General features: G+C 36.6%; 22 protein-coding genes, 1 tRNA gene and 1 pseudogene. 13 read left to right on the top strand and 11 right to left on the bottom strand.

Annotated features, from left to right (window positions below; all coding sequences use genetic code 11):
* On the bottom strand, window positions 1–201 hold a 201-nt coding region (locus H592_RS0109920), incomplete at its 3' end, for a transposase domain-containing protein (protein ID WP_245600402.1).
* 140 nt (window positions 202–341) lie between these two features.
* Between H592_RS0109920 and H592_RS0109915 the strand changes: the two genes are divergently transcribed.
* On the top strand, window positions 342–713 hold the full coding sequence (locus H592_RS0109915) for a DUF2301 domain-containing membrane protein (RefSeq protein ID WP_169727648.1): 372 nt from the start codon (window positions 342–344) through the stop codon (window positions 711–713).
* A 134-nt stretch (window positions 714–847) separates the two neighbouring features.
* Here H592_RS0109915 and H592_RS0109910 read toward each other — a convergent pair whose 3' ends face one another.
* A complete protein-coding gene (locus H592_RS0109910) occupies window positions 848–1,177 on the bottom strand; it encodes an early set domain-containing protein (protein ID WP_028868639.1) in 330 nt (109 codons plus the stop codon).
* Between the two features lie 82 nt (window positions 1,178–1,259).
* On the bottom strand, window positions 1,260–1,931 hold the full coding sequence (gene mutH, locus H592_RS0109905) for a DNA mismatch repair endonuclease MutH (RefSeq protein ID WP_028868638.1): 672 nt from the start codon (window positions 1,929–1,931) through the stop codon (window positions 1,260–1,262).
* 649 nt (window positions 1,932–2,580) lie between these two features.
* Here mutH and rppH point away from each other — a divergent pair.
* Both rppH and ptsP read left to right on the top strand, forming a co-directional pair.
* The gene (gene rppH / locus H592_RS0109895) at window positions 2,581–3,114 is read left to right on the top strand and encodes an RNA pyrophosphohydrolase (RefSeq protein ID WP_028868637.1); all 534 of its coding nucleotides are present in this window, start codon (window positions 2,581–2,583) and stop codon (window positions 3,112–3,114) included.
* A 31-nt stretch (window positions 3,115–3,145) separates the two neighbouring features.
* A complete protein-coding gene (ptsP, locus tag H592_RS0109890; protein ID WP_028868636.1) occupies window positions 3,146–5,416 on the top strand; it encodes a phosphoenolpyruvate--protein phosphotransferase in 2,271 nt (756 codons plus the stop codon).
* Between the two features lie 228 nt (window positions 5,417–5,644).
* On the opposite strand, the gene sstT is transcribed toward ptsP, so the two are convergent.
* Complete coding sequence (gene sstT, locus H592_RS0109885; protein ID WP_028868635.1) at window positions 5,645–6,877, bottom strand: serine/threonine transporter SstT; 1,233 nt, start codon at window positions 6,875–6,877, stop codon at window positions 5,645–5,647.
* A gap of 428 nt (window positions 6,878–7,305) precedes the next feature.
* On the opposite strand from sstT, the gene lgt reads away from it, so the two are divergent.
* The 5 genes from lgt to H592_RS21985 all read left to right on the top strand — a co-directional run bounded on the left by lgt (window position 7,306) and on the right by H592_RS21985 (window position 13,309).
* Window positions 7,306–8,145 (top strand): prolipoprotein diacylglyceryl transferase, encoded by an 840-nt coding sequence (gene lgt, locus H592_RS0109880; RefSeq protein WP_028868634.1) that lies wholly within the window; start codon window positions 7,306–7,308, stop codon window positions 8,143–8,145.
* The gene (locus H592_RS0109875; protein ID WP_028868633.1) at window positions 8,142–8,993 is read left to right on the top strand and encodes a thymidylate synthase; all 852 of its coding nucleotides are present in this window, start codon (window positions 8,142–8,144) and stop codon (window positions 8,991–8,993) included. The genes lgt and H592_RS0109875 overlap by 4 nt, the downstream gene beginning before the upstream one ends.
* A gap of 528 nt (window positions 8,994–9,521) precedes the next feature.
* Window positions 9,522–10,235: a FadR/GntR family transcriptional regulator gene (locus H592_RS0109870; RefSeq protein WP_028868632.1), complete on the top strand. Its 714-nt coding sequence runs from the start codon at window positions 9,522–9,524 to the stop codon at window positions 10,233–10,235.
* A 445-nt stretch (window positions 10,236–10,680) separates the two neighbouring features.
* The gene (locus H592_RS0109865; RefSeq protein WP_028868631.1) at window positions 10,681–12,540 is read left to right on the top strand and encodes a putative nucleotidyltransferase substrate binding domain-containing protein; all 1,860 of its coding nucleotides are present in this window, start codon (window positions 10,681–10,683) and stop codon (window positions 12,538–12,540) included.
* Between the two features lie 43 nt (window positions 12,541–12,583).
* Window positions 12,584–13,309 (top strand): 3'-5' exonuclease, encoded by a 726-nt coding sequence (locus H592_RS21985; protein ID WP_051369122.1) that lies wholly within the window; start codon window positions 12,584–12,586, stop codon window positions 13,307–13,309.
* Window positions 13,310–13,472: 163 nt separating this feature from the next.
* Here the strand turns inward: H592_RS21985 and H592_RS0109855 are convergent, their stop codons facing one another.
* Entirely contained in the window at window positions 13,473–14,213 is a 741-nt protein-coding gene (locus H592_RS0109855) for an oligogalacturonate-specific porin KdgM family protein (RefSeq protein WP_028868630.1), read from the bottom strand.
* 817 nt (window positions 14,214–15,030) lie between these two features.
* Between H592_RS0109855 and H592_RS0109850 the strand changes: the two genes are divergently transcribed.
* On the top strand, window positions 15,031–16,827 hold the full coding sequence (locus H592_RS0109850; protein ID WP_028868629.1) for a sodium:solute symporter family transporter: 1,797 nt from the start codon (window positions 15,031–15,033) through the stop codon (window positions 16,825–16,827).
* Between the two features lie 1,050 nt (window positions 16,828–17,877).
* On the opposite strand, the gene gorA is transcribed toward H592_RS0109850, so the two are convergent.
* The gene (gorA, locus tag H592_RS0109845) at window positions 17,878–19,242 is read right to left on the bottom strand and encodes a glutathione-disulfide reductase (protein WP_156916104.1); all 1,365 of its coding nucleotides are present in this window, start codon (window positions 19,240–19,242) and stop codon (window positions 17,878–17,880) included.
* Between the two features lie 380 nt (window positions 19,243–19,622).
* A complete protein-coding gene (locus H592_RS0109840) occupies window positions 19,623–20,747 on the bottom strand; it encodes a phosphoserine transaminase (RefSeq protein WP_028868627.1) in 1,125 nt (374 codons plus the stop codon).
* A gap of 131 nt (window positions 20,748–20,878) precedes the next feature.
* Between H592_RS0109840 and H592_RS0109835 the strand changes: the two genes are divergently transcribed.
* The 4 genes from H592_RS0109835 to H592_RS0109820 all read left to right on the top strand — a co-directional run bounded on the left by H592_RS0109835 (window position 20,879) and on the right by H592_RS0109820 (window position 22,955).
* The gene (locus H592_RS0109835) at window positions 20,879–21,418 is read left to right on the top strand and encodes a sigma-70 family RNA polymerase sigma factor (RefSeq protein WP_037071502.1); all 540 of its coding nucleotides are present in this window, start codon (window positions 20,879–20,881) and stop codon (window positions 21,416–21,418) included.
* A gap of 88 nt (window positions 21,419–21,506) precedes the next feature.
* Entirely contained in the window at window positions 21,507–22,487 is a 981-nt protein-coding gene (locus tag H592_RS0109830) for a permease (RefSeq protein ID WP_028868625.1), read from the top strand.
* A gap of 16 nt (window positions 22,488–22,503) precedes the next feature.
* Window positions 22,504–22,737, top strand: a complete 234-nt coding sequence (locus H592_RS0109825) for a thioredoxin family protein (protein ID WP_028868624.1) — start codon at window positions 22,504–22,506, stop codon at window positions 22,735–22,737.
* A gap of 142 nt (window positions 22,738–22,879) precedes the next feature.
* Window positions 22,880–22,955, top strand: a tRNA-Trp gene (locus tag H592_RS0109820).
* Window positions 22,956–23,078: 123 nt separating this feature from the next.
* On the opposite strand, the gene H592_RS0109815 is transcribed toward H592_RS0109820, so the two are convergent.
* From H592_RS0109815 to H592_RS24210, 4 genes and pseudogenes are all read right to left on the bottom strand, one after another.
* Window positions 23,079–24,413, bottom strand: a complete 1,335-nt coding sequence (locus H592_RS0109815; RefSeq protein WP_028868623.1) for a hypothetical protein — start codon at window positions 24,411–24,413, stop codon at window positions 23,079–23,081.
* Window positions 24,414–24,707: 294 nt separating this feature from the next.
* Window positions 24,708–25,133: a hypothetical protein gene (locus H592_RS0109810; RefSeq protein WP_028868622.1), complete on the bottom strand. Its 426-nt coding sequence runs from the start codon at window positions 25,131–25,133 to the stop codon at window positions 24,708–24,710.
* A 9-nt stretch (window positions 25,134–25,142) separates the two neighbouring features.
* On the bottom strand, window positions 25,143–26,480 hold the full coding sequence (locus H592_RS0109805; RefSeq protein ID WP_028868621.1) for a hypothetical protein: 1,338 nt from the start codon (window positions 26,478–26,480) through the stop codon (window positions 25,143–25,145).
* Window positions 26,477–26,798, bottom strand: a pseudogene (locus H592_RS24210) (IS4 family transposase); the annotation flags it as partial. The pseudogene H592_RS24210 and the gene H592_RS0109805, both read right to left, overlap by 4 nt.

The raw sequence follows: 26,798 nt of genomic DNA, 5'->3' as shown, positions 1-26,798 counted from the left end.
ACAGACTTCTTTTATTGAGCAATTTCGCATTAACCCCATCATGATGATTAGCCAAACAGCTTGCTCTGCAGGTAAGCGGCGACGTCGAACACTCGCTTTTTGAGTACAAAATAATGCTTCTTCAATCCATTTAGAATCAATGGCTGTTAATACGCTGTCGTAAGCCTCTTTATTTTCAAATGACTCATACACCAATTCCATCTCTTGATTAAACAAAAAAAATCCCCAACCTTAAATAAGATTAGGGATTATGATCTATCTGGAAGATCGTTCAAGTTTTCTTATTAGATCCTTAACCGATCGGCATTAGATTAGTATGGATGGCTTTTTCGGTGTTATTAATGGCGGCTAATTTACATATCTATGATAAAAATATTCGTTATATTCTAGTTACCAGTGCTTGGTTAGGTGTGTGGTTAGTTTCTTTAAGCTTTATTAGTAGCGGACAAGTTATCACTCATTTAAGCCTAGGAGCGTTATTAATTTGTTGTGCAGGTGTGAGTTATAAAGAAAGCTTTTGTTTTTCATTAATGATAGTGAAAATCAATCCATTATTATTGTGTGTTTTCTATTATGGTGTGGTTTTTTCAAAACCCATAATTACAGCAATTTTTGCAATAGTGAGCGCACTGATCACTGCTTACATGGCCTACAAAAAGTTACGTATGCCGCTGCATTATGATCTTGGTGATCGCAGTAAATATCAACATTAAATACTGTGCTACTTTTATCCCAAAATATTGATTTTAGCTGTTACTTACTTTTAGTCTGGTTTTTAGGGGGCTGAAAAGGTAACAAAAAAGTCGCAAAAGCGACTTTTATGAATAACTGTAAAACAACAAAGGACTTATTCTGTAAGCAATATCACAGCATTCTTACCACCATCATTCATACCATTATCAACGTAATTATCAGCACCATCAGGTAGCAATATTGATTCTTCACCCGCTTCAGAAGTCACTTTATAAATAAACTGTAAGCCTTCACGTTCTTCAGTTGAAATATTTTCAGCAACCTTGAATTTACCATTTTTAAACTTTTTCAGTTCAATGGCTTGCCATTGATTATGTTCAGACAACAAATCAATGCTTGCTGCCCCGTTTGCGATCTCTTTTGATACTTCAAAAGTCACTTTAACGATTGGTTTATTTTTTAAAAATTGTTTTTTAATGCTCATACTTGTTGCTCCCTAAAGGTATTATCCTGTATTTAATTTACTTTAAACACTGTATAAATTCTAGTCATCTATTCGATGAAAGTTAATTTAGATTAAATTGATGGTTAATAATCTCTTGCGTAAACGCTTTCTTAAGGTAAAAACCACGAGGGCGGACTTTAATGAGTTGTCCTTGCTCACCGTATGCATCGGTAACGCATTGACCATTTGCTGCTTTTGGACGTAATTGTAATACTTGCCCATCTCGAGCACTAATGGTTTCTATTTGACCTAATGCTATTTTCTCCATTAGCTCGTCCCAGTCCTGCTGCATTAATTGTTCTTGTAATTTTGAAGCTGTCCATAAAAAACCGTTACCAACAATACGTTCTGAAAGAGGGATTTTTCGTTCACCTTGTACAGGAAGCCATAATACTTTGCTTAACTTATTACGTATATTACTGTTATGCCAAGTTAAGTGTGTTGTGTGTAGAATGGGGGTACTACAAACAAAAGTTGTTTCTAAAACTTTACCCTGACTATCAATAGGGATTGTTTTTAATTCAATCCCTAAGTGTTTGAAATCTTGTTCTGGTTTGCTACCTGCCGCCGCACCCAAGTGCCATTCAATAAGTTGTCCAACCCAACCTTTATTTTTACGCAAGTTTTCAGGCACATCAATTTTAGCAATCTCTGCTAATTCTGATAATGAATAGCCCGCAATAGCTTCGCAATAGGTTAATAATTCAGCTTCTGATTGGGGTGTTGGCCTCATAGGTACTCTCTTAACCGCTTAAAAACATAGACCCATTTATTATACGTGTTTTTTTTATTTGGGGTTATTCATAGTTGTAAAATGAACTTACACAGAGTTATGCACAATTTTAGTGGATAACTGAATAGATCATAAGATCCTAAGATTTATTTTAAAAAAGAACTTAAAGTAGGCTAATAAATTGTTTTAGTGTTTATTTTTTAAACAAAAAATGCCACTCAAATTGATAATGACTATTTTTTAAACGTGTAAGATATTCACATTGGGTTGTGAATTAAAAATACTGGATCTAATGACAGGGTCAAAAGGTGGTAGTTTATCTTTAAAAGGTAACTTATTGTTTTATATTGAAAAATTTATTGGTAAAATAATTAAATAAAGATCTTGAAGTTTATGTCTTTTTCTAGATCTTTTATTAAATTTTAATTGTGCACATAGTTATGCACAGATTTAGTGGATATATTTCACAGTACACTTTACGTAAACGTGATGCAGGTAGTATCGATTAATTTTTTTAGCGTTTATCGGTTTGATGGTAAAGGGTTTCTGTGAAAGAATGCATCCATAATTATAATTTCATCCATCCCGTGTTATCGCCTATTTACTTGTGTATAAATGAAGATGGATCTTAACCTTATTAAGGTTTTTAATGATTGATGCTGATGGTTATCGTTCCAATGTAGGTATCATCATTTGTAATAAAAATGGTCAAGTTTTATGGGCTAAGCGCTTCGGTCAACATTCATGGCAGTTTCCACAGGGTGGAATTAAAGAAGGTGAAACACCTGAACAAGCTATGTATCGAGAGTTATATGAAGAAGTCGGCTTAAAACCTGAGCATGTAAAAGTAGTCGTAAGTAGCCGTCAGTGGCTACGTTATAAGTTACCTAAACGTTTAGTACGCTGGGAGTCTCCCGCGCCTATATGCATTGGCCAAAAACAACGCTGGTTTTTATTACAATTGATAACAGAAGAAGAGCAAATTGGATTTGACACTTGCGGCCATCCCGAATTTGATGACTGGCGATGGGTTACTTATTGGTACCCCGTTCGACAAGTAGTTTCATTTAAACGCGATGTATACCGAAGAGCACTCGCTGAATTTTGTCATGCAGCATTTTCATTAATGCACAAATCAGATAAAAAGAGAAATAAACGACCTCGCCGAGGTTCCTTCAAGTAATTGCTTCTTCCCTTATTAATAGGAGAGTTTTATGTTCAGCCAACTTCGTCAAATCGTAGAGCAATTCGGTGAGGCAAGTACACTTTCTGATGCTATGAACTTATTAGTAGAGCAAACCAAAAGTACAATGATCTTGGATTGTTGTTCTATTTTTATTACTAATAAAGAAACTCAAAAGCTGACATTGATGGCAAGTGAAGGTCTAGATAGCCAAGTCGTTGGTGCAACGCATTTTAATTTTAATGAAGGTATTGTTGGTCTGGTTTATCAAAAAGGTGAACCGATTAATTTAGCAAACGTTTCTGAACATCCTCAATTTAAATATCTACCATCCAGTAATGAAGAACAATTTAGTTCGTTTCTCGGCGTCCCTATTATCCATAAACGTCAAGTATTAGGTGTATTAGTTGCTCAGCAGCGATTACCGCGATTGTTTAATGAGTTAGAAGAGTCATTTTTAGTGACCTTAGCTGTCCACCTAGGTAGCGTATTAGGCGGAACTTTATTAGATTTACCCGATGAAAAGGCGCCCAAAAATCGCTCGGTGCACTTACAAGGTAGCCCAGCGAGTTCTGGTATATCAATTAATAAAGCCCATGTTTTACAAGCCCATTTATTGTTGAGTGATGTGGGGATTGAGTTAAGTGAAACTCCTGATCTGGAGATGCAATCTTTCACAAATGCAGTGCAAGCTTGTGCTGATGAGTTTTCTAAAGTATCAATTACGCTTAAAGAGCAAGTATCCAAAGATGCTTTTATGCTATTTGATGTCTACGGACATTTATTAAAAGATAAAGCGTTATTAACGGCGATTGAAACACAGATTCGACAACAAAAATTAACTGCAAAAAGTGCAGTTAAAACCGTTGCTGAAAATTATATTCAGCAATTTGAGAGTATGAGTGACCCGTACTTAAGAGAACGGGCTGTAGAGATTAGAGATGTTGGCCAGCGCTTATTATACCATCTCTCAAATCGTGATGATGAAAAGCAAGACTTTACTGAAGAGATTATTCTCGTCGCTGAAGAAGTCACTATTTCGATGCTAGCAATGATCCCGCCAGATAAATTAAAAGGTATTATTTCAGTGCGAGGTGGTTTGAGCTCGCATGTTGCAATCTTATCGCGAGCATTAGGGATCCCTGCTGTATTGGGGGTATCTTTAAGAGTTAAAAATTTAGCACATAAAAATATTATTATTAATGGCTATGCTGGCACTATCATTATTGAACCAGAAGCGTCATTGATTGCAGAATATCAAATACTGCTTGATGAAGAAAATGAGATGAAAGCACTGGTTGAATTAGGTGCAAATCAAGCTGCGATGACCAAAGATGGCTGTGAGATTGAAGTGCTACTGAATACGGGGCTCAACACCACTCCGGACGTGTTTAAAGAACAAAACTTCTCTGGCATTGGTTTATACCGCAGCGAGCTACCTTTTATGCTCAGCAGCGCGTTTCCAACAGAACAAGAGCAAGTCAGCACATATCAACTTTTATTTGAACAATACAGAAATCTGCCGGTAACCATGCGCACCTTGGATATTGGTGGCGATAAGCAACTCAGTTATTTCCCGATCACTGAAGAAAATCCATTCTTAGGTTGGCGTGGTATTCGTTTAACACTGGACCACCCTGAGATATTCCTGATTCAAATCCGTGCCATGTTACGTGCTAGTATTAATACGCAGAATTTACGTATTATGTTACCGATGGTGGGATCTGTAGGGGAAGTGGAAGAATCGAAGCGTTTAATTGAACAAGCATGGCAAGAGATTTGTTGGGAGCAACATTTAACTACTGAACAATTTCCTCTACCTGATATTGGTGTAATGATTGAAGTGCCTTCAGCTATCTTTATTATTGATCAATTAGCCCCGCTGGTGGACTTTTTATCTATTGGGACTAATGATTTAACACAATATTTATTGGCTGTAGACCGTAATAATAGTCGTGTTGCAGACCTATTTGATAGTTATCATCCTGCAGTACTACAAGCGATGCAGTTTATTTTAAAACAGAGCCAAAAAAATAATATTGAAGTGAGTATTTGTGGTGAGCTTGCCGGGGATCCGATCGGCTTATTAATGTTGTTAGGTTTGGGGTATCGAAAACTAAGTATGAATGCTTTTAATATTAATAAGGTTAAATATTTACTTAACAAAGTGACCATCCCAGAGTTAGAAGCCTGTACACAAGTTGCACTAAAGGGGCATGATGGTGCCTTTATTAAAAAAACCTTTATTGATTATTTAGATGCTAAAGGTCTAGGTGGATTTGTTCGAGCAGGTAAGAAATAAACATTTAAACCGTGATTACTATAAAAAGGGAATGAAAAGAAAATAAAAAAAACCGAACTAATTAGTTCGGTTTTTTCTTTTATAACGCATTATTCTGAACGCAATAGCCAGTAAGTATACTTCATGATATTAACTTTATTGTGTCCATTTTTGCTCTGCTAGCGTTGATGCTTCTAGCTAGTCGCGCTATGTAGCAAGTGTAAATGTAATAGCGCGACTAGGGGGAACTTATGACTGAGCAGCTAACTCTTTTGCTTCTTCTGCACGACAAGCAGCAGTAGTGAAAATAACATCTGTTGAGCTATTTAACGCAGTTTCAGCTGAATCTTGTACCACACCAATGATGAATCCTATTGCAACCACTTGCATTGCAATTTCATTTGGCACACCAAATAAACTACATGCTAATGGAATTAATAACAAAGAACCACCGGCAACACCTGATGCACCACAGGCAGAAATAGCCGCTACAACGCTTAATAAAATAGCCGTTAGGATATCAAACTCAATACCTAGCGTATGCACTGCTGCAAGTGTTAATACCGTAATAGTAATCGCAGCACCCGCCATATTAATAGTTGCACCTAATGGGATAGATACAGAGTAGGTATCTTCATGCAGTTTTAATTTGTTACATAAAGCCATATTAACCGGAATATTAGCTGCAGAACTACGTGTAAAGAATGCGGTTACACCTGATTCACGTAAACATTGAAAGACTAATGGGTAAGGGTTGGTACCTAGTTTGATATACACAATAATCGGGTTTACAACCAAAGCAATAAACAACATTGAACCGATTAATACTGCTAATAAATGCGAGTAACCAATTAACGAATCAAAACCTGTTTCAGCAAAAGTCGCAGCCACTAAACCAAAGATACCGATAGGTGCTAAGCGGATCACAAGCTGTACAATTTTAGATACGCCGTGTGCTAGGTCATGCAAAATATCTTTAGTCGATTGCTTTGCATGTCGAAGTGCTAGCCCTAAACCTATAGCCCAAGCCAAGATACCAATGAAGTTACCTTTTAATAGCGCATTCACAGGGTTATCTACTATTTTAAATAGCAGTGTATTTAATACTTCTAAAATACCATCTGGCGGTGTGGCGTTGATATCAGTGGTAATGAGTACTAGCTCTGTTGGAAAAGCGTAACTAAATAATACTGCTGTTATTGCAGCTAATAAAGTACCGACTAAATATAGGTGAATAACAGGTGTAAGATTGGTATGCGTACCTTTACTTTGGTTGGCAATGGATGAGGCAACTAAAATAAAAACAAGGATAGGAGCAACAGCTTTTAGTGCGCTAACAAAAAATCCACCAAGAAAAGAAACAGAAGTAGCACTGCTTGGTGAAACCGTTGCAAGGCAGACTCCAGCGATAATACCAATAACAATCTGTAATACTAAACTGCCATTCATCATGCGTTGGAGAAGAGTAGGGGTTGAACTCATAAATATGTCCTATTTTTATTTTAAAGGCAATTAAAGCTCAAATGTTCAATTAAAACATTAAGCTATAACCAGCGTTATTTTTATAAATATTGATTTAGGGGGATTGTAACAACTCAATTATAAGCGAAATTATTACAGATCAGAATTTGGCAAAGAAAATAGCATAATTAGTCGCAATATAGTGCTGTAATTGCTGTTTTTTAAATAATTAAGCGATAAAAGCGTTAATACGCCCAAACGGTCAAATAGTTGTAATAAAGTTGTTGAATAATTGTTGATTTTTAGGTGGGGGGGATCCAGGTTAAGGTTATCTTTTAAATTTATCTCCTGGTTATAATCAATGCCGCCATCATTCATATAAAACGACTTAAGGTAATGCCGTGATTACGTTATGATACTGCCATTAAAATCACTAACCAGAGTAAAACATGTCATCATCTCATTATGTATTACCCAATATAGACCCGATCGCTATTAGTCTTGGCCCTTTAGATATTCGCTGGTATGGCTTGATGTACCTTGTTGGATTTGCTTATGCATTTTGGATGGCGAATAGAGTTTGTGATAACTCCAAGGGTGTTTGGACGCGTGAACAAGCAAGTGACCTTTTATTTGCAGGTTTCATGGGCGTTATTCTTGGTGGTCGAATTGGTTACGTCTTCTTTTATCAATTCCCTACTTTCTTAGATAATCCATTATACCTATTTAGAATATGGGAAGGCGGCATGTCATTCCATGGTGGCGTTATCGGAGTGGTCACTGCTATTATTATTTATGCGAAACGTCAGCAACGTTCTATTTTATCGGTAGGAGATTTTATTGTTCCATTGTTACCCGTTGGTTTAGGGGCTGGGCGAATTGGTAATTTTATCAACTCTGAATTGTGGGGGCGCGTTACTGATTCTCCTTTTGGCATTATCTTCCACAACGCTGGCCCACTGCCTCGTCATCCTTCGCAATTATATGAATTCGCATTAGAAGGTGTATTACTATTAATTATCTTATTGCTGTTTATTCGTAAACCAAAACCTGCCGGTTCAGTCGCAGGCTTATTCTTATTAGGTTACGGTACATTCCGCTTTATTATTGAATTTGCCCGTGAACCAGATGCACATCTTGGCTTGTTGACACTAGGATTGAGTATGGGACAAATACTGTCTTTACCAATGATTATTATCGGTTCTGCTTTGATGGTTTATGCTTACAAAGTTAACCCGATTCAAGCCGAGAAAAATCAATCTAAAAAAAATAAAGGTAACAATCAATGAAACAGTATTTAGACTTATGCCAACGCATTATCGACCAAGGCACTTGGATTGAAAATGAACGCACGGGCAAACGCTGTTTAACCGTGATCAATGCGGATTTAGAATATGATGTAGGCAATAATCAATTCCCAATGATCACTACCCGTAAAAGCTTTTATAAATCTGCGATTGCTGAGTTTTTAGGCTATATCCGTGGTTATGATAATGCCGCAGATTTCCGTGCTTTAGGCACAAAAACGTGGGATGCAAATGCTAATTTAAATGATGCATGGTTAAATAATAAATACCGTCAAGGTGAAGATGATATGGGGAGAGTCTACGGCGTGCAAGGGCGCGCTTGGGCAAAACCCGATGGAACTACCTTAGATCAATTAAGAAAAATTGTTGATAACTTAAGAAATGGTATCGATGATCGTGCTGAGATACTTACTTTTTATAATCCCGGTGAGTTTGATATGGGGTGCCTTCGTCCATGTATGCACACACACACTTTTTCATTGTTAGGGGATACGTTGCACCTGACTAGCTATCAGCGTTCGTGTGATGTGCCGCTTGGCCTTAATTTTAACCAAGTGCAAGTCTTTGCTTTCTTAGCATTAATGGCGCAGATAACCGGTAAAAAAGCGGGTAAGGCGTATCATAAAATTGTTAATGCACATATTTATGAAGACCAATTAAGCTTGATGCAAGAGGTACAATTAAAAAGAGAGCCATTCCCATCTCCGCAATTAAAGATTAATCCGGAAATTACATCCCTTGAAGACTTAGAAACTTGGGTAACGATGGATGACTTTGAAGTGCTTAATTACCAATGTCATGAGGCGATTAAATATCCTTTTTCTGTATAAGCATTTACGATGCTGATCCATTAATAGACGAAACAGCAAGCTTAAGCCCACTTCATTGTGGGCTTTTTATTGGTTATTTTCTCTTGGTAAAACTCAGTTAACCTATCTAACCTCAACTCTGGATAAGCAAAACCATACAATACCGTTATTTCCGTGAATTTCTACGTTGATTTATCTCGCAACCATCCATTGTTAATTCATTAAATTGTCTTGAACTTCGTAAAACTAGCGGTACTGTATAATAAGTTATATAACTTTATGAATTTAAATATAAAGACGCTTTCATTATTTAAAATTAAGGTTATTTAATGAAATGGGGGATTTATTTTTCACATTAACGATGGCATTCATGATTGCCTTTAGCGTCATTCGTTTATTTATACCTGAGTATTAGTTCACAAATACTACAAAAGATAAAAGTTATTTACCTACATAAATCACATAAGATAAATAGCCTTAGTATTTGTGTGTATGAAACTCAAGCTATTTGTATTACTATTAAGTGACTTTATTAAAGGAAGAGACCTTATGCATAATGCATTTGAAGAAATCGCTGGGGGGAAACGTAGCCTACATGTGCAAGTTGCACGTGAGATCGCTCGTAAAATCCTTTCAGGAGAAGTAGCCGAAAATGAAATAATTCCAGGTGAAATGATACTATGCGGGCAGTTTAAGGTCAGCCGAACCTCGCTGCGTGAAGCAATTAAGTTGCTCACATCAAAAGGGTTGTTGGAATCAAAACCTAAGGTTGGAACGCGTGTAACAAGCCGAGAAAACTGGAATTTTTTAGACTCGCAACTATTAGATTGGTTGACAGGTATTGGTGATAATAATGCTGTTTATCGAGATTTTTTATCACTGCGTAATGCATTAGAGCCCGAAGCTGCAGCCTTAGCCGCTGAAAATGCAACCGCAGAGCAGCGTATTTTATTGTCTGCAACATTTCAGCAGATGGATTATATATCTAAAAACTTTGACCTTGAACGTTGGACTGAAGCTGACATGGAATTTCATCGATTGATATTTTTGTCTACGGGAAATAGTTTTTATTTACCGCTTGCAAATGTTCTCTGCACCATGTTTAAAAGCTTCATTGCTCATTCTTCAATTAAAGGCAGCACTTGTATCGGAGAGCATCGAGCTATCTATTCTGCAATCATGGCTGGAGACGCAAACAAAGCACGTCAAGCAAATGTAGAGCTGTTAAGTAAAAGTAAGCGTCGCTTACCGAGTACTGACTAAGATACTTTCTATTGTATTATAATATTTTATTTTAGGTGCGAGATAAAGGTTAGTTTTTAGTCTTAGTGTACTGTTAACGATTACTAAACAGTGATTAGAAAAGCTATTAGAAGCCTTAGGGCCTTATAGTGGGTGCCTTGCTTAGGTAGATACCTAGATATTTAGATATTTAGGTGCCTATACCTCTATTCTCAAAATGAGTATGCCTGAAAACATTTAGTATGCTTGAAAAGAAGCAGAAAATAATTTAGTTAACTTTTAAAAAGACTCTCTTTCGCTGTTTCTAGTAAGCTTACCATCTGTTTATATAACATTACTTTATATAAACTTACTCAATTATATAGATTGTATCTTATACAAATCACTTGAAAATAACCTCGGAAGATTCACTGCTCTAGAGATGATTTTTGGGTTTAATCTATTGATGTCATTTAAAGGACTATTTATGCCTCAAACTTTGATCCCCAATGTTCATGACTTTATCGCTACAATTGATCCCTTTGACAAATTGCCAAAAGATTTACAGCGTAAAATAGCTTGTTGTATAAAAATAACTTATTTGGCGAAAGGTGAACAAATTCAATTTGGTGGAGATCAGGAGCTGCGTTATCTGTATGTGATCCGTACTGGCTCCATGGAACAACGTAAGCATAATGGCATGTTGAGAGCTAAATTAGGGCCTGAAGATCTGTTTGGTTTTACTTTTTTGGATAAACATAAAGAGTCTCAACAAGATTACAATGCCATTGCTATTGAAAATACCCTGCTTTATTTGGTGCCGCATTCAGACTTATTACGATTACTAGAAGAGTATCCCGACTTTGCAGAACACTTTGCTGGTAACGTTCAAGTGCGTTTGCATTCCGCACTCGATGTTGTCTGGTCAGATAGTGAGAAAGGTATTTTTGTTAAAAAAGTCTCTGAAGTCGCCAGTGATAAAATTGTAGTCGCCGACTCCAGTACACCGATCAGAAAAGTCGCTGAAGAGATCATGGCTGTGTGCTCACCAACGGCGGTGATCACTGAAAATGGTGAAATTGTTGGTTTGATAACCGACCGTGATATGACTAAACGGGTCATTGTCGCTGGATTGGATTATAACCGCCCAGTCAAAGAGATCATGACACCCAATCCGCTAACTATTGGACCAAACGACTTAGTACTTAAGGCATCATCAATCATGATGCAAAATAATGTACGCAGTTTACCCGTTGTTGAAGGGAATAAAGTACTAGGCGTGCTGACAACAACACATTTAGTCCGAAATAATAGAATACAGGCGGTATTTTTAATTGAAAAAATTAAATACGCCAATAGTGTCGCAGACCTGACAAAACTGACACCCGAGCGACAAGCTATTTTTGAAGCATTAGTGGAAGGCAAAGTTAGTGGCGATATTATTGGTCATGTTATGACCATGATCATGGATGCTTATAATCGCCGTTTATTACAAATAGCAGAAGGTCATTTTGGCAAACCTCCCTGTGAATTTGCTTGGATTGTGGCCGGCTCCCATGCGCGTAATGAAGTGCATATGTTGTCAGATCAAGATAATGCAATTATTTTGTCTGATGATGCAACGAGCGCGGATCGTATTTATTTTCAAGGTGTTGCGATGTGGGTATGTAATGCGCTAGATGCGTGTGCTTACCCCCTGTGTAGTGGTAAATTCATGGCGGTTAACCCTAAATGGTGTGTACCATTGAAGGTGTGGAAAGCCTCTTATAGTAAGTGGGTAGCTAATCCAGAGTACGAGAGTCTTTTAAATGTCACTGTTTTTTTAGAAACACGTTGGCTATATGGCAATGAAAGCTTCAACAAGGAACTTCAAGCACATTTATTTTCCAGTATTAAGTCTTCTAATGTTTTTCTATCTTCAATGGTCAGAGATTCTGTATCAGTGAGTCCACCGCTAGGTATTTTTAACTCATTAGTCTTAGAGAAAAGTGGTGAAAACTCTAAAACCTTAAATATTAAAAAGTTTGCGATTAATTTGTTGGTTGATTTAGCGCGTATTTACGGGTTGTCATCGGGGTCAGAAAAAGCAGAAACAATGGCTCGTTTTGAACATGCTTATGAACATAATTTATTAAGTGAAGACATGCTTAAAAATGTACAAGGTTCATTTCAATTCCTCACACAAGTACGTTTGTCACATCAGTTAAGTGCCTTACAAGAAGGTAAAGTACCTGATAATAATATTATTCCTGAAACCTTTGGTAGTTTTGAAAGAAAGCATTTAAAAGATGCTTTTAGGATCATTGCAGACTTGCAAGATTACACCAAGCTAAAGTTTAACAGCTAGTAAAAAGGCTTATTTTAGGTTTATTGATTAATGGAAGGAAACCATGCGTCGTATTTTACAATATTTTCATCCGCTCAATAAATTAAAGCGAGAGCGTGAGTGTTATCTCAATAAATACCAAGTACCTGATAATATAAAAGCGCTATTATCGTCACCTTTACCCGGTTTAGACGAAGATATTTTTTCGCTTGATTACCTTTCGGTCGATTTTGAAACCTCTGGTTTTGACCCTAAATATAACTCTTTATTGAGTGTTGGTTATTTGCCATTGGTTAATCAACAATTGTTATTGTCTGAAGCAGTAGAAACCTTAATTAATTGTGCAGAAAACATTAAGGCTGAAACTGCCGTGATCAACCATATTGTCCCTGAGATGCTTGAACAAGGTAAACCTTGGGCTGAGGTACTTGATGCATTATTAGACGAACTGGTAGGAAAAGTGCTTATCGTGCATGGTAGTATCGTGGAAAAGCGTTTTTTAAACTACTACATTGCGCAACAGTATCAATTACCGCCATTACCCCTGTTATGGGTTGATACATTACAGATGGAGAAATCCTTACATGCTTATAAAGATAGCGCTGAGACGGAAGACTTTAGACTAGGGTCCATTCGTGCTCGGCATAATTTACCTGAATATGCAGCACATGGTGCATTGGTTGATTCTCTAGCGACAGGGGAGTTGTACTTAGTATTATTAAAAAAATGTTTTGAAGGTACGGATTCGAGCGTACGTCATATGAAATTTGATTACAGCAGAGTGTTTTAACCTTTCGCACACTTTAATTAAATAAGGTGTGATGCTTGCTCACTCACTTAACAACACGGTCGAGATAGCCGAGTAAAAATCAATAAGTTGATATTTATAATTTGCAAAAAGGCGACTCGCTTTACGTAAGCCGCCTTTTAAGGACCCAAATAATTTTATCGTTTTAGAACTTGTATTTAATACCAGCGCGGTACTTAGCTTGTCTTTTACTTGAACTTGAACCTTCATCTATAGTCCAAATCTCTGCAAATGGGCGCCAGTTGCCAAATTGGTAGCCGACTACGATACCAGCATCGTACTCCCAATCTTTATTATCAAATTGTTTAACTTTATCCCATGACTTAATGTAGTTAGCTTCGTAGCTTAACTTTAAGTTAGGTAAAGATTCAAATTTATAAGAACCCGTTAAAGTCACTTTAGATTTAGTTGGATCGTTTACCTTTAAACCTGTTTCAACGTTGGTATCCCCATCCGTAGGATCTGAATAGTTTGCAAATTCATGACGGTAACGTAACGCAGTGGTTAAACCAAAATCAGATTTATAAACAACACGAATTTGTGGTTTAAATGTCGTTTTACGATCTGTTAAAGCAATTGGCATACCTGGTTTAATTTGCCATTTGCCCATTTTGTAAGTTAAACCTAAGTCTAACTCTGTTTCCGTCAACTCTGTATTGCTCAGCGTTTTAGTTCTGTCAAAGCTGGCAAACTTCATCTCAATACCAATGTTTGCTTTTAGGTTATCAACACTCTCGATGTTGAAGCCAGTACCTAACTTTACACGACTCGCTTCTTTATTATCATGAGAACGCCACTCATGACGGAAATCGATTTGAGCAGCAGAAGCTGCACTTGATAATAAGGTTGTTGCAACGGCAAATATTAATTTATTTTGTAATTTCATTGTTATCATCCATGTTGATGTGATGTTGATGTGTTAAATTTATGTATTAGTTTTATTGCCAGTAAGTCGATTGTTGTTACATTCAATTAAAGCCAAATAGGTTTTGTTACATTTTGAGCAGTAAAACTTAAATCTCTTCTTTTGTATCGATTTTTAATTGGCATTTCATAATACAAATAGGATACATAATTTTTGTCATTTTGTTCTGTGATAGGGCTCTTATTTTTATGGTTAAATTATTTCCTGTACTGCCGTTAAAATTAAATCTCTTTTGTATCAGTGTCTTGCATCTGTTTTGTTTGTTTTCAATGAAAAGTATTAGTATTTATAGAGAGCTGGATAACACTTTTAAATTTTAATTTGTGTTACTTTTTATTGGTGTGTTGTTTTTGTATTCTTTCTGTGGCAAAGCCTTTTTATTGTTAATGATATTATTCTAACTACATCATTTCTTCTTTTTTTACTCATATGACGCAAACTATCCAAATTTGTTTTTTAGCCTTTTATATTTAAATTTCATTAGCATAAAGTGAATGAAAATTAGTTTTAATATCATTTAGTTGCTGTTAGTTGTTGTTTTTTAAAGTTATTTTATATTTTACTTTGAAGTAATTACATCAGTTATTTTAAATTTCCCCTTTGTTACTGGATTTTGTTCATTTATGAAGAAGCTGCGTGAATTTGATCTAGGTTAGGTTATTTGTAAACAGTCATCATTAAATATGATTCCAATCACATACTTCTACTATTGTAATACAAATAAGCGTAGCTCTGTTATATGGTCTACATAATCTTATTAACTCTAAAGGACATCAATATGGATTTTAATTTATTAGTAGTAGGAGTTTATTTCCTATTTCTCATTGCCATTGGCTGGATGTTTAGAACATTTACAACCAATACAAGTGATTACTTTCGTGGGGGCGGTAACATGCTCTGGTGGATGGTAGGTTCAACTGCCTTCATGACACAATTTAGTGCTTGGACATTTACTGGCGCAGCCGGTAAGGCATATAACGATGGTTTTACCGTAGCGATTATCTTCATGGCTAACGCATTCGGTTACTTTATGAATTTCGCCTATTTTGCTCCTAAATTCCGCCAACTACGTGTTGTAACGGTAATCCAAGCAGTTCGCCAACGTTTTGGTAGTAAAAATGAGCAAGTGTTTACTTGGACGAGCATGCCAACCAGTGTTATTAATGCTGGTATTTGGTTAAATGCACTCGCTATCATTGCTTCTGGTCTATTTAACGTTGATATTGAATATACTATATGGGCTACAGGACTTGTTGTATTAGCAATGTCTGTAACAGGTGGTTCATGGGCGGTTATCGCATCTGACTTTATGCAGATGGTTATCATCATGTCAGTAACTATTACTTGTGCGATTATTGCGCTTAATCTTGGTGGTGGTATTTCAAATATCATTGATGGTTTTGAACAAACACGTGAAGTAACCTTCCTTGTTGGTACACAGATTAACTACTTAAGTATCTTTGCTATATGGTCATTCTTTATTTTTGTTAAGCAATTCAGTATTACTAATAACATGCTTAACTCATACCGTTACCTTGCAGCAAAAGATTCAAAAAATGCTCGTAAAGCAGCACTATTAGCTTGTGTATTAATGACAATGGGCCCATTAATTTGGTTCCTACCAAGTTGGTTCCTTGCATCTACTGGTGTTGACTTATCAGCTATATACCCTGACGCAGGTAAAAAAGCAGCTGATTATGCTTACCTATACTTTGTTGATGAGTACATGCCTGCTGGTATGGTTGGTTTACTTATCTCTGCGATGTTTGCGGCGACAATGTCTTCAATGGATTCAGGTCTAAATCGTAACTCAGGTATCTTTGTTAAAAACTTCTACCAAGTTGTTGTTCGTCCTAAAGCAACTGAGAAAGAGTTAGTAACTTGTTCTAAAATCACCTCAACGGCGTTTGGTTTAATTATCATTGGTGTTGCATTATTCATCAACTCACTTAAAGGTTTGAGCTTATTTGATACAATGATGTATGTAGGTGCCTTGATCAGTTTCCCTATGACAGTACCTACGTTCCTAGGTTTCTTCATTCGTAAAACACCGGATTGGGCTGCTTGGGCAACATTAGCTGTTGGTGCTTGTGTATCTTATTACGTTGGTTTAGTTATCTCTGCAGAAGATATTCAAAATTGGTTCAATCTAGATACTGCTTTAACTGGTCGTGAATGGAAAGATCTTAAAGTTGCTCTTGGTCTAATCGGTCATATTGTTGTTACTGGTGGTTTCTTCATCTCTACGATGGCGTTCTACAAACCTTTAGCAGAGCATCGTGAAAAAGATATTGATACATTCTTTACTAACTTAGCAACACCTTTACATAATACGTCTAGTGCTCAAGCTCACCTTGATAACAAACAACGTACAATGTTAGGTAAATTAATTGCGATTGCTGGTATTGGTATTATGGGGATGTTCTTCTTGCCAAATACATTTAGCGAAAGTTTAATCTTTGTTTTATGTGGTGGTATCGTGTTCGCTATAGGTCTACTACTAGTGAAAGCTGTTAGTGTTGTTAATGAAGATGATGATGACGATAATAACGATAAATTGCCTGAATTGAGCTAATTTCATCCACATATAACTTTAATCTTATTTTCTAATATAAAGCGGTTAGTTTATCTAACCGCTTTTTTTTGCGTTAAATAAACGTTGCTCTAACTTCAGTTTTACATCCGCTATCACCTGAAATAACTCGTTTGCTGCCCTTTCACTCAGCTCTCATGGCTTTATTTATATCGATCTCCATCAAGATATAAAAATTAGTTAATATCAATTATATTAAATAAGTATTCTAAATTTTGCGCTGGAAAAATGACTTAGTTTAATGCGTAGGTGAGGTAAATGGCTATTCCCTTTATGAAACTTACAACGAAGAAATAAGTTATTTTAGCAAGCGAAATAGATCAGTTCATTAGTGTGATTGGTATCGCCCTTAAGTGAGTAGGTTCAATAAACATAAAGATCTAACGGATTAAATTGCTGCTTTATTATCCTTTTATAATAGGAATAAGGATGTGTGCATCACGGCTTGTTCTGTGGAGCACTAACTCTTATTTTAAATCTAAGATGACGTTGTAATATTCGATAAGCACTAAATAAGCACTGAGAATTAGGTATTTAAATAAAATACTTGTTTTACATTTTTAGATGGAAAGTTAATGCAGCCAATCGTCGAAAGGGCATCATGTCACATCATATGGTGTCCGAGTTGATGATTGAATCATACATATTGATTCGTAACCAGTATATAAGTTATGGGAGGACTAAAGGTCTAACAATCTTTATAAAAATGTATGCAGCAGATTATGGATTTGCTAAGTATCAGCATCTTGAATGCTTTGATATAATCGAGAGCAGGGGGATGAAACCCGTTACTTATAATCTATGTGTAACTAGCTCAATAACAGGTTGTTCATTTCAATATAATGAATATATTTCAGTCTAAAGTAAGTGATTTGTTATGTGAATCGAGGATTAAATACGGATTATCTAATAATAAAAAGTGGACAGGAATGAAAATAAAACGGTATCGATTAAAATAAAATTGTATAGATACCGTTTTAATTTATAAGTTTTTTAACTCATGTCTATGAAGTGTAACCATAAACTATGTGTTTAACGCATAGTAACAAACTCTTCCGAGCCTGTTGGGTGTATCGCAACGACACTATCAAAATCTGCTTTAGTCGCGCCCATCTTCATTGCAACAGAGAAGCCTTGGATCATTTCATCAACCGCAAAACCGATACCGTGTAAGCCAACAACAACTTCATTTTCTCCCGCGCAAACTAGTTTCATTTTACAAGGTTGGCGATGCTGAGTGACTGCTGTGTACATGGCAGTAAAGCCTGACTGGTAAACTTTCACGTTTTTCTGGCCATATTGTTCAATCGCTTGTTGCTCGGTTAGTCCAATAGTACCAATCGGTGGATGACTAAATACCACGGTTGGAATTAAATCATAATCCATTTTTGCTTCAGGTTTGTTGTTAAATAAACGCTCAGATAATTGGCGGCCTGCTTTTACTGCAACAGGTGTTAACTCAACACCACCTTCCATGATATCTCCGACACAATAAATGCCAGGAATATTAGTTTCTTGGTATTGGTCAACTTTAATGTATCCGGCTGCATTCGTTGCAACGCCAGTTGCTGCAAGATTAAGCTTATCAGTAGCAGGGTGGCGACCAATCGCCCAAATTAACGTATCTACATTGTGGCTTTGACCATTTTCTAGTTCAAGTGTCAGGCTACCATCTGCTTCTTTGGTGATCTGTTTTGGCGTAGAATGAGTATGTAATGTAGGTCCTTCAGCAGCCATTACTTCAACTAAGGTATCAACGATAAGTGGATCAAAACTGCGTAATGGTGATTCTTTACGTACAAACAGGTGAGTTTCTGTGCCTAATGCACTTAATACGCCTGCTATTTCAACGGCAATGTAACCAGCGCCAACAACGGCTACGCGTTTAGGTTGCTCGGTAATATCAAAAAAACCATTAGAATCAATACCTAGCTCAGCACCTGGCACATTAGGAATAGAAGGGCGGCCGCCAGTTGCAATAGTAATGTGTTTTGCAGTGATTTTTTTACCATTGACTTCAACGGTATTTTTATCAACGAAAGTAGCAAAGCCTTTAATGACTTCTACTTTATTGTTACCTAATACACGATCATAGGACTCATGGATTCGACCAATATAAGCTTGACGATTTTCAACCATTTTAGCCCAATTAAAGCCTTTTACATCAAGGTCAAAGCCATAATCCGCAGAATACAGATTAATGGCTTCGGCTACTTGTGCTCCATGCCACATGACTTTTTTCGGTACACAACCAACATTGACACAAGTGCCACCTAAATCTTTAGCTTCAATGATTGCTACTTTTGCACCATACATTGAAGCACGATTAGCTGAAGCGATACCGCCACTGCCGCCGCCGATACAGATGTAATCAAAATCGAATTGTTTGTTGCTCATGGAGTACCTCATTAATTGTTCAGGAGTAATAGGTTAGGTAGTAAGACTTATTTAATTACCTTTTTATGAATAGTAAGTTACAGCATTGCAGCAAAAAACTATACCGCTTGTATTGAATTTTGTGTTTTATTAAAGCAAATTTTTGTCTGTTAAATTTGTATTGCTAGTGTTGATGGCAAATTACTTTTGATTAAACAAGAAAAATAACCACGAAGCGCTGCCCTTCATGAAGGGCTCGAAGAAAGACTATCATTAAAAAAATAATTTTATGACTTTCATTTTTAGCTTCTTGACCCTTCGTACCTTCGTGGTTAAATTACTTTTACCTCAATTTTTTCGTTCTTTATAACTTGCTTACTAAATTGCTTTTAATTTAAAAATTAAACTTCAGTAACCGTTTGATAAGCCCATGTAAGCCAAGGTATTAAAGCTTCTAAATCACTTTGCTCAACGGTGCTACCACACCAGATACGTAATCCACTTGGGGCATCTTTATAAGCACCAATATCAAAAGCGACTTCTTGGTCTGCAAGTAACTTAATAAACTGTTTTAACTGCTTATCAGATAAATCGACTGAGAAGCAGACGCTAGTATTAGAACGAATACTCTCTTTTTCTGCTAAAAAATGGATCCATTTATGGTTGGTTACAAATTCACTTAATATGGCTAAATTTGCTTGGGATTTTTTAATGCAAGCATCAACACCACCGATCGACTTAACCCAGTTCAAAGCATCTTGATAATCTGCTACACATAACATTGATGGAGTATTGATGGTTGCGCCTGTGAAGATCCCATCAATTAACTTTCCACCTGTAGTCAGTCTAAATATCTTAGGTAATGGCCAGTTCGGAGTATAACTTTCTAAGCGTTCGACAGCACGAGGGCTTAAAATGATTACACCGTGAGCTCCTTCACCACCTAATACTTTTTGCCAACTAAAGGTTGTTACATCTAATTTTTCCCACGGCATATGCATGGCAAATACAGCAGAAGTCGCGTCACATATAGTTAAACCTTCTCGTGTATCGCTAATAAAGTCAGCATTATCAACCTTGACTCCTGAAGTGGTCCCGTTCCAAGTAAAGATGCAATCATTTTCAGGTTTGACTTGGCTTAAATCGGGCAGCTGTCCGTAATCTGCTTTAATTTCATTTACGTTTTCTAGCTTTAGTTGTTTAGTGATATCTGCATACCAGCCTTGTCCAAAAGACTCCCAGTAACAAATATCCACAGCTCTAGGACCTAGCATCGACCACATGACCATTTCCATTGCACCAGTGTCTGATGCTGGCACAATCCCTACACGGTAGCCTGCTGGTAAGTTTAATAGCTCAGCAGTATCGGTGATCACTTGCTGTAACGCTTTTTTACCTATATCGGAGCGATGTGAGCGGCCTAGTGTTGACTGGTTTAGTTTCCCTAGGTCATATCCTGGTCTTTTGGCGCAAGGCCCTGAAGAGAAGTTAGGAGTGATGGGTTTAATCAGTGGTTTGGTGCTCATGTCGTTAGGTCCTTTTAAAGAAAGTATTCTGAAGGCTGTAAAAAATAATGTTATTTGTTGAAGCTGTACAGTATTATTTTCGTTAACGTCTATTTAATGACCGCTGCAGTAAGATAATAAGGTAGGTGCTTATGCGCTGTTTGATGAAGGCTTGGCACGATAATGAATACGCAATAAAAAACTGGCTGATAAAGCAAACAGGTAACCAAGATCAAGCCCAAGATCTATTACAAGACATCTTCATCAAAGCCCTGCAACACAAACAAGTATTTTGCAGCATTGAAGATGCAAAAAGTTGGCTGTTCAAAATCGCACATAACTGTTTTATAGACAGTTATAGAAAATCTAAATTACGCATAACTGTACCTGAGTTAGAGGTTGAAGATAAAACTCAAGGAGATTCACAAGATAATGCAACGCTTATGACTGACCTTCAACACTGCATGACTCGTGTTATTTTAGAGTTAGATGAAGATGATCAAGAGATTATTGAGCTGTGCGATATACAGGGAATGAAACAAACTAAGTATGCACAATTAAAACAGCTCTCCTTAACCGCCACTAAATCAAGAATTCAACGCGCACGGAAAAGATTACGGCGACGAATGGTGAGTGCTTGCCAAGTCAAATTCGAACATAACAAAGTATGTAGTTTTACCCTTAGAAAATAACCAACCTAAAAATAATTTAAAAAATCTGCATCTTTTTCGATGACTAAACGTGTTAAGAGTATAAACACAAAATAGTTGGAGAAAGCCAATGTTAGTCTGGTTCACTTATCTTGCAAATTACATTACCTATGACCTTTTAGGTCTTGTTAAAGAGACACCGTTAGCGAATGGGTTACATTTTTTTATAGAAGATACGAGTAAAATATTAGTACTTTTATTGGTATTGATTTATTTTATTGCCATCATAAGAGCAGCACTTAATCCTGAAAAAGTAAGATATTACTTGCAAGGAAAGCATCGTTTTATTGGTTATTTACTCGGTTCATTTTTTGGCTCAGTCACCCCATTCTGTTCCTGTAGTTCTATTCCTCTTTTTATGGGGTTCGTCTCGGCCCGTATTCCTCTTGGCGTTACGATTGCCTTTCTGCTCACTTCACCGCTAATCAACGAAGTTGTGGTGGTCATGCTAGGTTCATTGCTAGGATTAAAATTTACTATTATTTATATTGCTATTGGTATTTCGTTAGGAATTTTTGCGGGCTTTTTAATCGATGTTATCAAAGCTGAACGTTGGTTAGTACCATTCTTGGCAAAGCAATACCAGTCGGAACAACAGGTAAACCCCGTTCAATATACTGCTCATAAAATGAGTCTATTAGCGCGCCATCAGTTTGCTAAGGAAGAAACGCTAAATATCTTCAAGCGTGTTTGGAAGTGGGTGATTATTGGCGTCGCCATTGGCGCGTTGATTCATGGCGTTATTCCCGCGCAATGGTTCAGTGACCATTTAGGTGCTAAACAGTGGTGGTCGGTTCCACTTGCCACTGTACTTGCGATCCCTATGTACATTAATGCGACAGCGATAGTGCCAGTGTTAGAAAGTTTGTTATTAAAAGGGGTGCCATTAGGTACAACATTAGCATTTTGTATGAGCGCAGTCGCGGTCAGTTTACCAGAATTCATGATGCTGAAACAGGTCATGAGCAAACGGCTTTTATTTATCATTGCAGCATATTTGTTAGTCGCATTGAGTTTATTAGGTTGGTTATTTAACGCTATTAATCTTTAAAATAAAGGAGATAAAAATGAAAAATATTAATGTATATGGTTCTGGTTGCAAAAACTGTATTGCAACTGCGGAGGTATTAGAAAAAACAGCGACAGCGATAGGTGTTGCGATTAAAGTAGAAAAAGTGACAGATTTACAAGCTATTATGGAAGCGGGAGTGCTTACTACACCAGCTATTTCCATTGATGGTAAGTTAGTACATTCTGGCTCTGTCCCTGATCAGAAAATGGCGACAGCTTTTTTGAGTTAAGTTAATAGCAACGCTGTTATACTGATTGATGACTTTAATTGTTAAATATTATAATTATTGATTGTTTTACAATCAGTCGGTTGATATCCATAAAAAATTGCTTTACTTTGAAATTTGCTTAGGTATTATCCGTTTCGTCTGCAGGGGTGTAGTTCCAACGGCAGAACGACGGATTCCAAATCCGTATGTTGGGAGTTCGAATCTCTCCACCCCTGCCACATTTTAAAGCCTCGACTTATGTCGGGGCTTTTTCATTTCTACCTTTACTATTTTCTTTGTTACTTGTATTAATAAGGAAACTTCAGTTAATAAAGGTACTTCAGTTAATAAACATACCCTCCCTAAAAAGCAAAGCTATAAGAAACAGTAAAGATAGTTGCGTTATAATTGCTTGATTGATAATCAGATGAAATATCAAATAGATTTGAAGCATCATTGACTTGTACAAACATTACTTCTGCTTTTAATACGCTTAAAGGATTGAAACGATAAGAGGTTCCCAGTGCTATTGAAAACTGATCATAACCTTGATGAATATCGGCTAAGACATGTTGTGAGGTATTAATCTGCTGTGTTTGCGCATCGCTAAGTATGCTATTAGGAATTTCATTATTATTTATTTTTTGGTAGGTATCTAAAGTATCTGTCTCTGTTTTTATTTGAGAGTAGAGCAGATAAGGCGTCCATTTATTCATTGTTTTTCGAAGTGATACGTATCCAGAAAGGGTATTTAAGCCAATATCAATATCCATATTTTTCCGTAATATCAGCTCGGATGCTAATCTAAAATCGTTTCCTAGGTGTATATCTACCCCTATATTTGCAATAAACATATCATAACTATCAACTGCGACTGCACCATCACTAGAATAATTATTGTAAAAACCTATATCAGGTGAAAAGGCTTGATATCCAATCTCCTTAAGCCATAGACTATCGCCATAATTTTTGATCCTTGCCATATGTATTCCAGCTAGATAAGTATTCTCTGTCGTCTTATAAGTAATTGATGTACCAATAAGATCTAAAGTGACTTTATTATAAGTAGCCCCGGTTGAGTATGTCTCATCGAGGTCATCGCCAATATAGTATCGCCATTTATGCTTTGCTCTTCCTGCATAGGCATCGATAATGAATTCACTATCAGGCAGTGGAATTATTTTGGAAATTGAAACGCCAAGTATGTTATTAACAGGTGATTTTGAATCAAATTCAGCAGGTAGGCGCACATAATCATAAGTGACTCCAACATCTCGATTAACTGAATTAAGGTAACCAGGGATAGGCAACATACCTAAGTTAATAACCCATTCATTATTGGGACGGTAAGATAAAAAAGCCCATGTAAGTTCTGGAGCAATGCCACTTTCTTGTGACTTATCAGCAGCTAATTTTACTTGGATGGTTGTTGTTAGTTTTGGTGTGAATTGTATATCTAGTTGGCCGGCAATCAGACTATCTCGAGCGAAGGTGCCTTCGTTATCAACATATTGCATATATTGGTAAGGCTGATCTGATATTGCATAACCTACCGTCCCAAAAGCAGAAAAATTATAACTAATTGCAGCACTCACATTGCTATGACAAAGCATCACGATAGTGAATGTTAATGTCATTTTTAACAATGTATTACATTTAATTAATGCGCAGTAGTTAAGGTTTTTTTTTGTAGTCAATTTCATTTCCAATGTTGTGCTTAGTTAAGTCCGTTTGTTACTACTTTGAGTACATCTTTATTGTTTACATCCGTCGAGATTAGCACCTACCTAATGTCGATTGGTTGTTCTGTCTTTGAGTTAAAATTTTTAAATCAAAGTATCAAGTTAATAGTAAGGTATTAATTTCTGAGCAACATAACTGTTCTCTAGTCATTGCTATATTGAGATAATACTAATATCCGTACTTTCAACATTTAGTTTTGAGATAAATACTTCTTTCTTTATTTTTTAAATAGTTAACTCTAAAAAATACTACTTGCTGATGATTTTGATGTCGCTAGATAACACCACAAAATCCGTATCAATATAGCCAATTGCGCCGGGTGTCTCGATAATATAATCAATTGCAGCAGTGACCGATGAAAACTCTTTTGGCGGTGTGCCCTTACCAATGAAGCGCCGAACTGTCCAATAAGCTGAATATTTATCTTCATTCTGGGATAAATATTTTTGTAAAAAACGTTCTCTTAGTGGATTTGATGGATCTTGGTTAACTGGTGTGACTGAAATGCCGTTAATTTCAATTATTTTCCCTGTATAAAGTCGGCTAATAATACGTGCATCAAGCCCATCTATATCTGTTTTATTGTAAGCAACCATCACCACTTCTGCTTTAACAGGTAGAGAGGTGATTAATACTAAGAATAGAGAGGCGATTGTGAATAGTTTATTTTTCATATTACCTCCCTAAAAAGCAAAACTATAAGAAATTGAAAAAACAGTCGTACTATAGTCCTTGGACGCTGCACCTGATGGAATATCGAACAAACTAGATGACTTACCGACTTGTACCATCATAATTTCAGCTTTAAGCATATTAACGGGGGTAAAGCGATATGACGTACCGATTGCAATAGAAAATTGGTCGTAGGCTTCAAATGAATCTGCAATGACGTGTTGAGATGCATTAATCGCACTTGCAGAAGGGATATAATTTGGTACTTGATTATTATCTATTTGGCTATAGGCTTTAAAGTCATCACTGATGGTTTTGATTTGAGAATAGAAAATATAAGGTGTCCAGTTATTAATTTTTTTCTGCAAAGAGATATAACCTGCAATACTATTAATGCCTGTTTCAATGTCATTGGTATTTCTAATCGCTAGTTCTGCTGCTAACCTAACCCCATTACTGAGATAGATATCTGCCCCAATATTAGCAATATAGAGATCAAAGCTATTAGCTGTTGTCGTACCACTATTTTCTTGGTCGTTATAGTAACCAATTCCCAATTTTGGAGTGATGTCTGTAAATCCTGTTTTTTTGACCCATGGTTGTCCATTTGCTTTTTTTATAGTGGCTCTGTGTAACCCAGCTAAATAGGTGTTATGAGTGGTTTTATAAGTGATTGAAGTACCGACAACCTCTACCTCTAGCTTATAATAATCAGCCCCTTCTTGATAAAAACCCTCAATATCATCACCAATATAATATCGTGAAGCTGCTTTAGTTTTACCTGCGTAGGCGTCGATGATGATCTCATTATCAGCTAAAGCAAAGGTTTTACTGACGGATGCGCCTAGAAAGCTATAAATAGGAGAGGTTGAATCAAATTCACTCGGAAGACGGGCATAATCATAAGTAACACCAACATCGCGATTGACTGAATTGAGGTAACCCGGTATTTGTAATTTACCGGCTCTAAATAACCAATCATTAGTTGGGCGGTAAGATAAAAAGGCCCACGTAATATCCGCATCAAGACCTGTTTCTTGAGATTCATTAGCCGCGATTTTAGCTTGGATAGTTGCACTTAATTTAGGATCGAATTTTATATCTAGTTGTCCTGCTAGTAGACTATCGCGAGCAAATGTACCTTGATCATCAATATATTGTAGATACTTAAAAGGTTGGTCTGAGATCGTATAACCTAGCGTACCAAAGCCTGAAAAATTATAGTTTATTTCAGCGTTAGCAGAGGGTATAAAAAATGATGACATCAATATAGTTGTTATCAGTCCTTGATAATAATAACTCAAGTTTCGGAGTTCACTTTTAGCCCATAAAAGTGGACGTTTCATCATTCTAGCGCCTCTTGCCGCAAGGTGAAACTATCCATTTGCATGACTTGCGTAAAAAAATCGACAACCATTTTTTCAATTTTGTTTAACACGTCATGTTTATCAACGTTTGTTAAACTTGTCATTTCATTTAATGCACCCGCGATCAACGCTTTGAATAATCCCCACAATTTACTGGCAAAGTTCAGGCAACTCAAATTTTCTTCAAAATCATTTCTTACATCACTAAGTCTTGCCGAGCCTTCTTCTTGTTTGGCAAAAAGCAGAATGCAAAACCTTAGGCCAGTTAGGTGTATTGAGGCAATATAAGCACTGTAATGT

Origin of the sequence: Psychromonas arctica DSM 14288, assembly GCF_000482725.1 — a bacterium.
GTDB lineage: Bacteria > Pseudomonadota > Gammaproteobacteria > Enterobacterales > Psychromonadaceae > Psychromonas > Psychromonas arctica.
The sequence above is the reverse complement of the archived record's forward strand: the minus strand, read 5'-3'. Positions and strand labels throughout refer to the sequence as shown.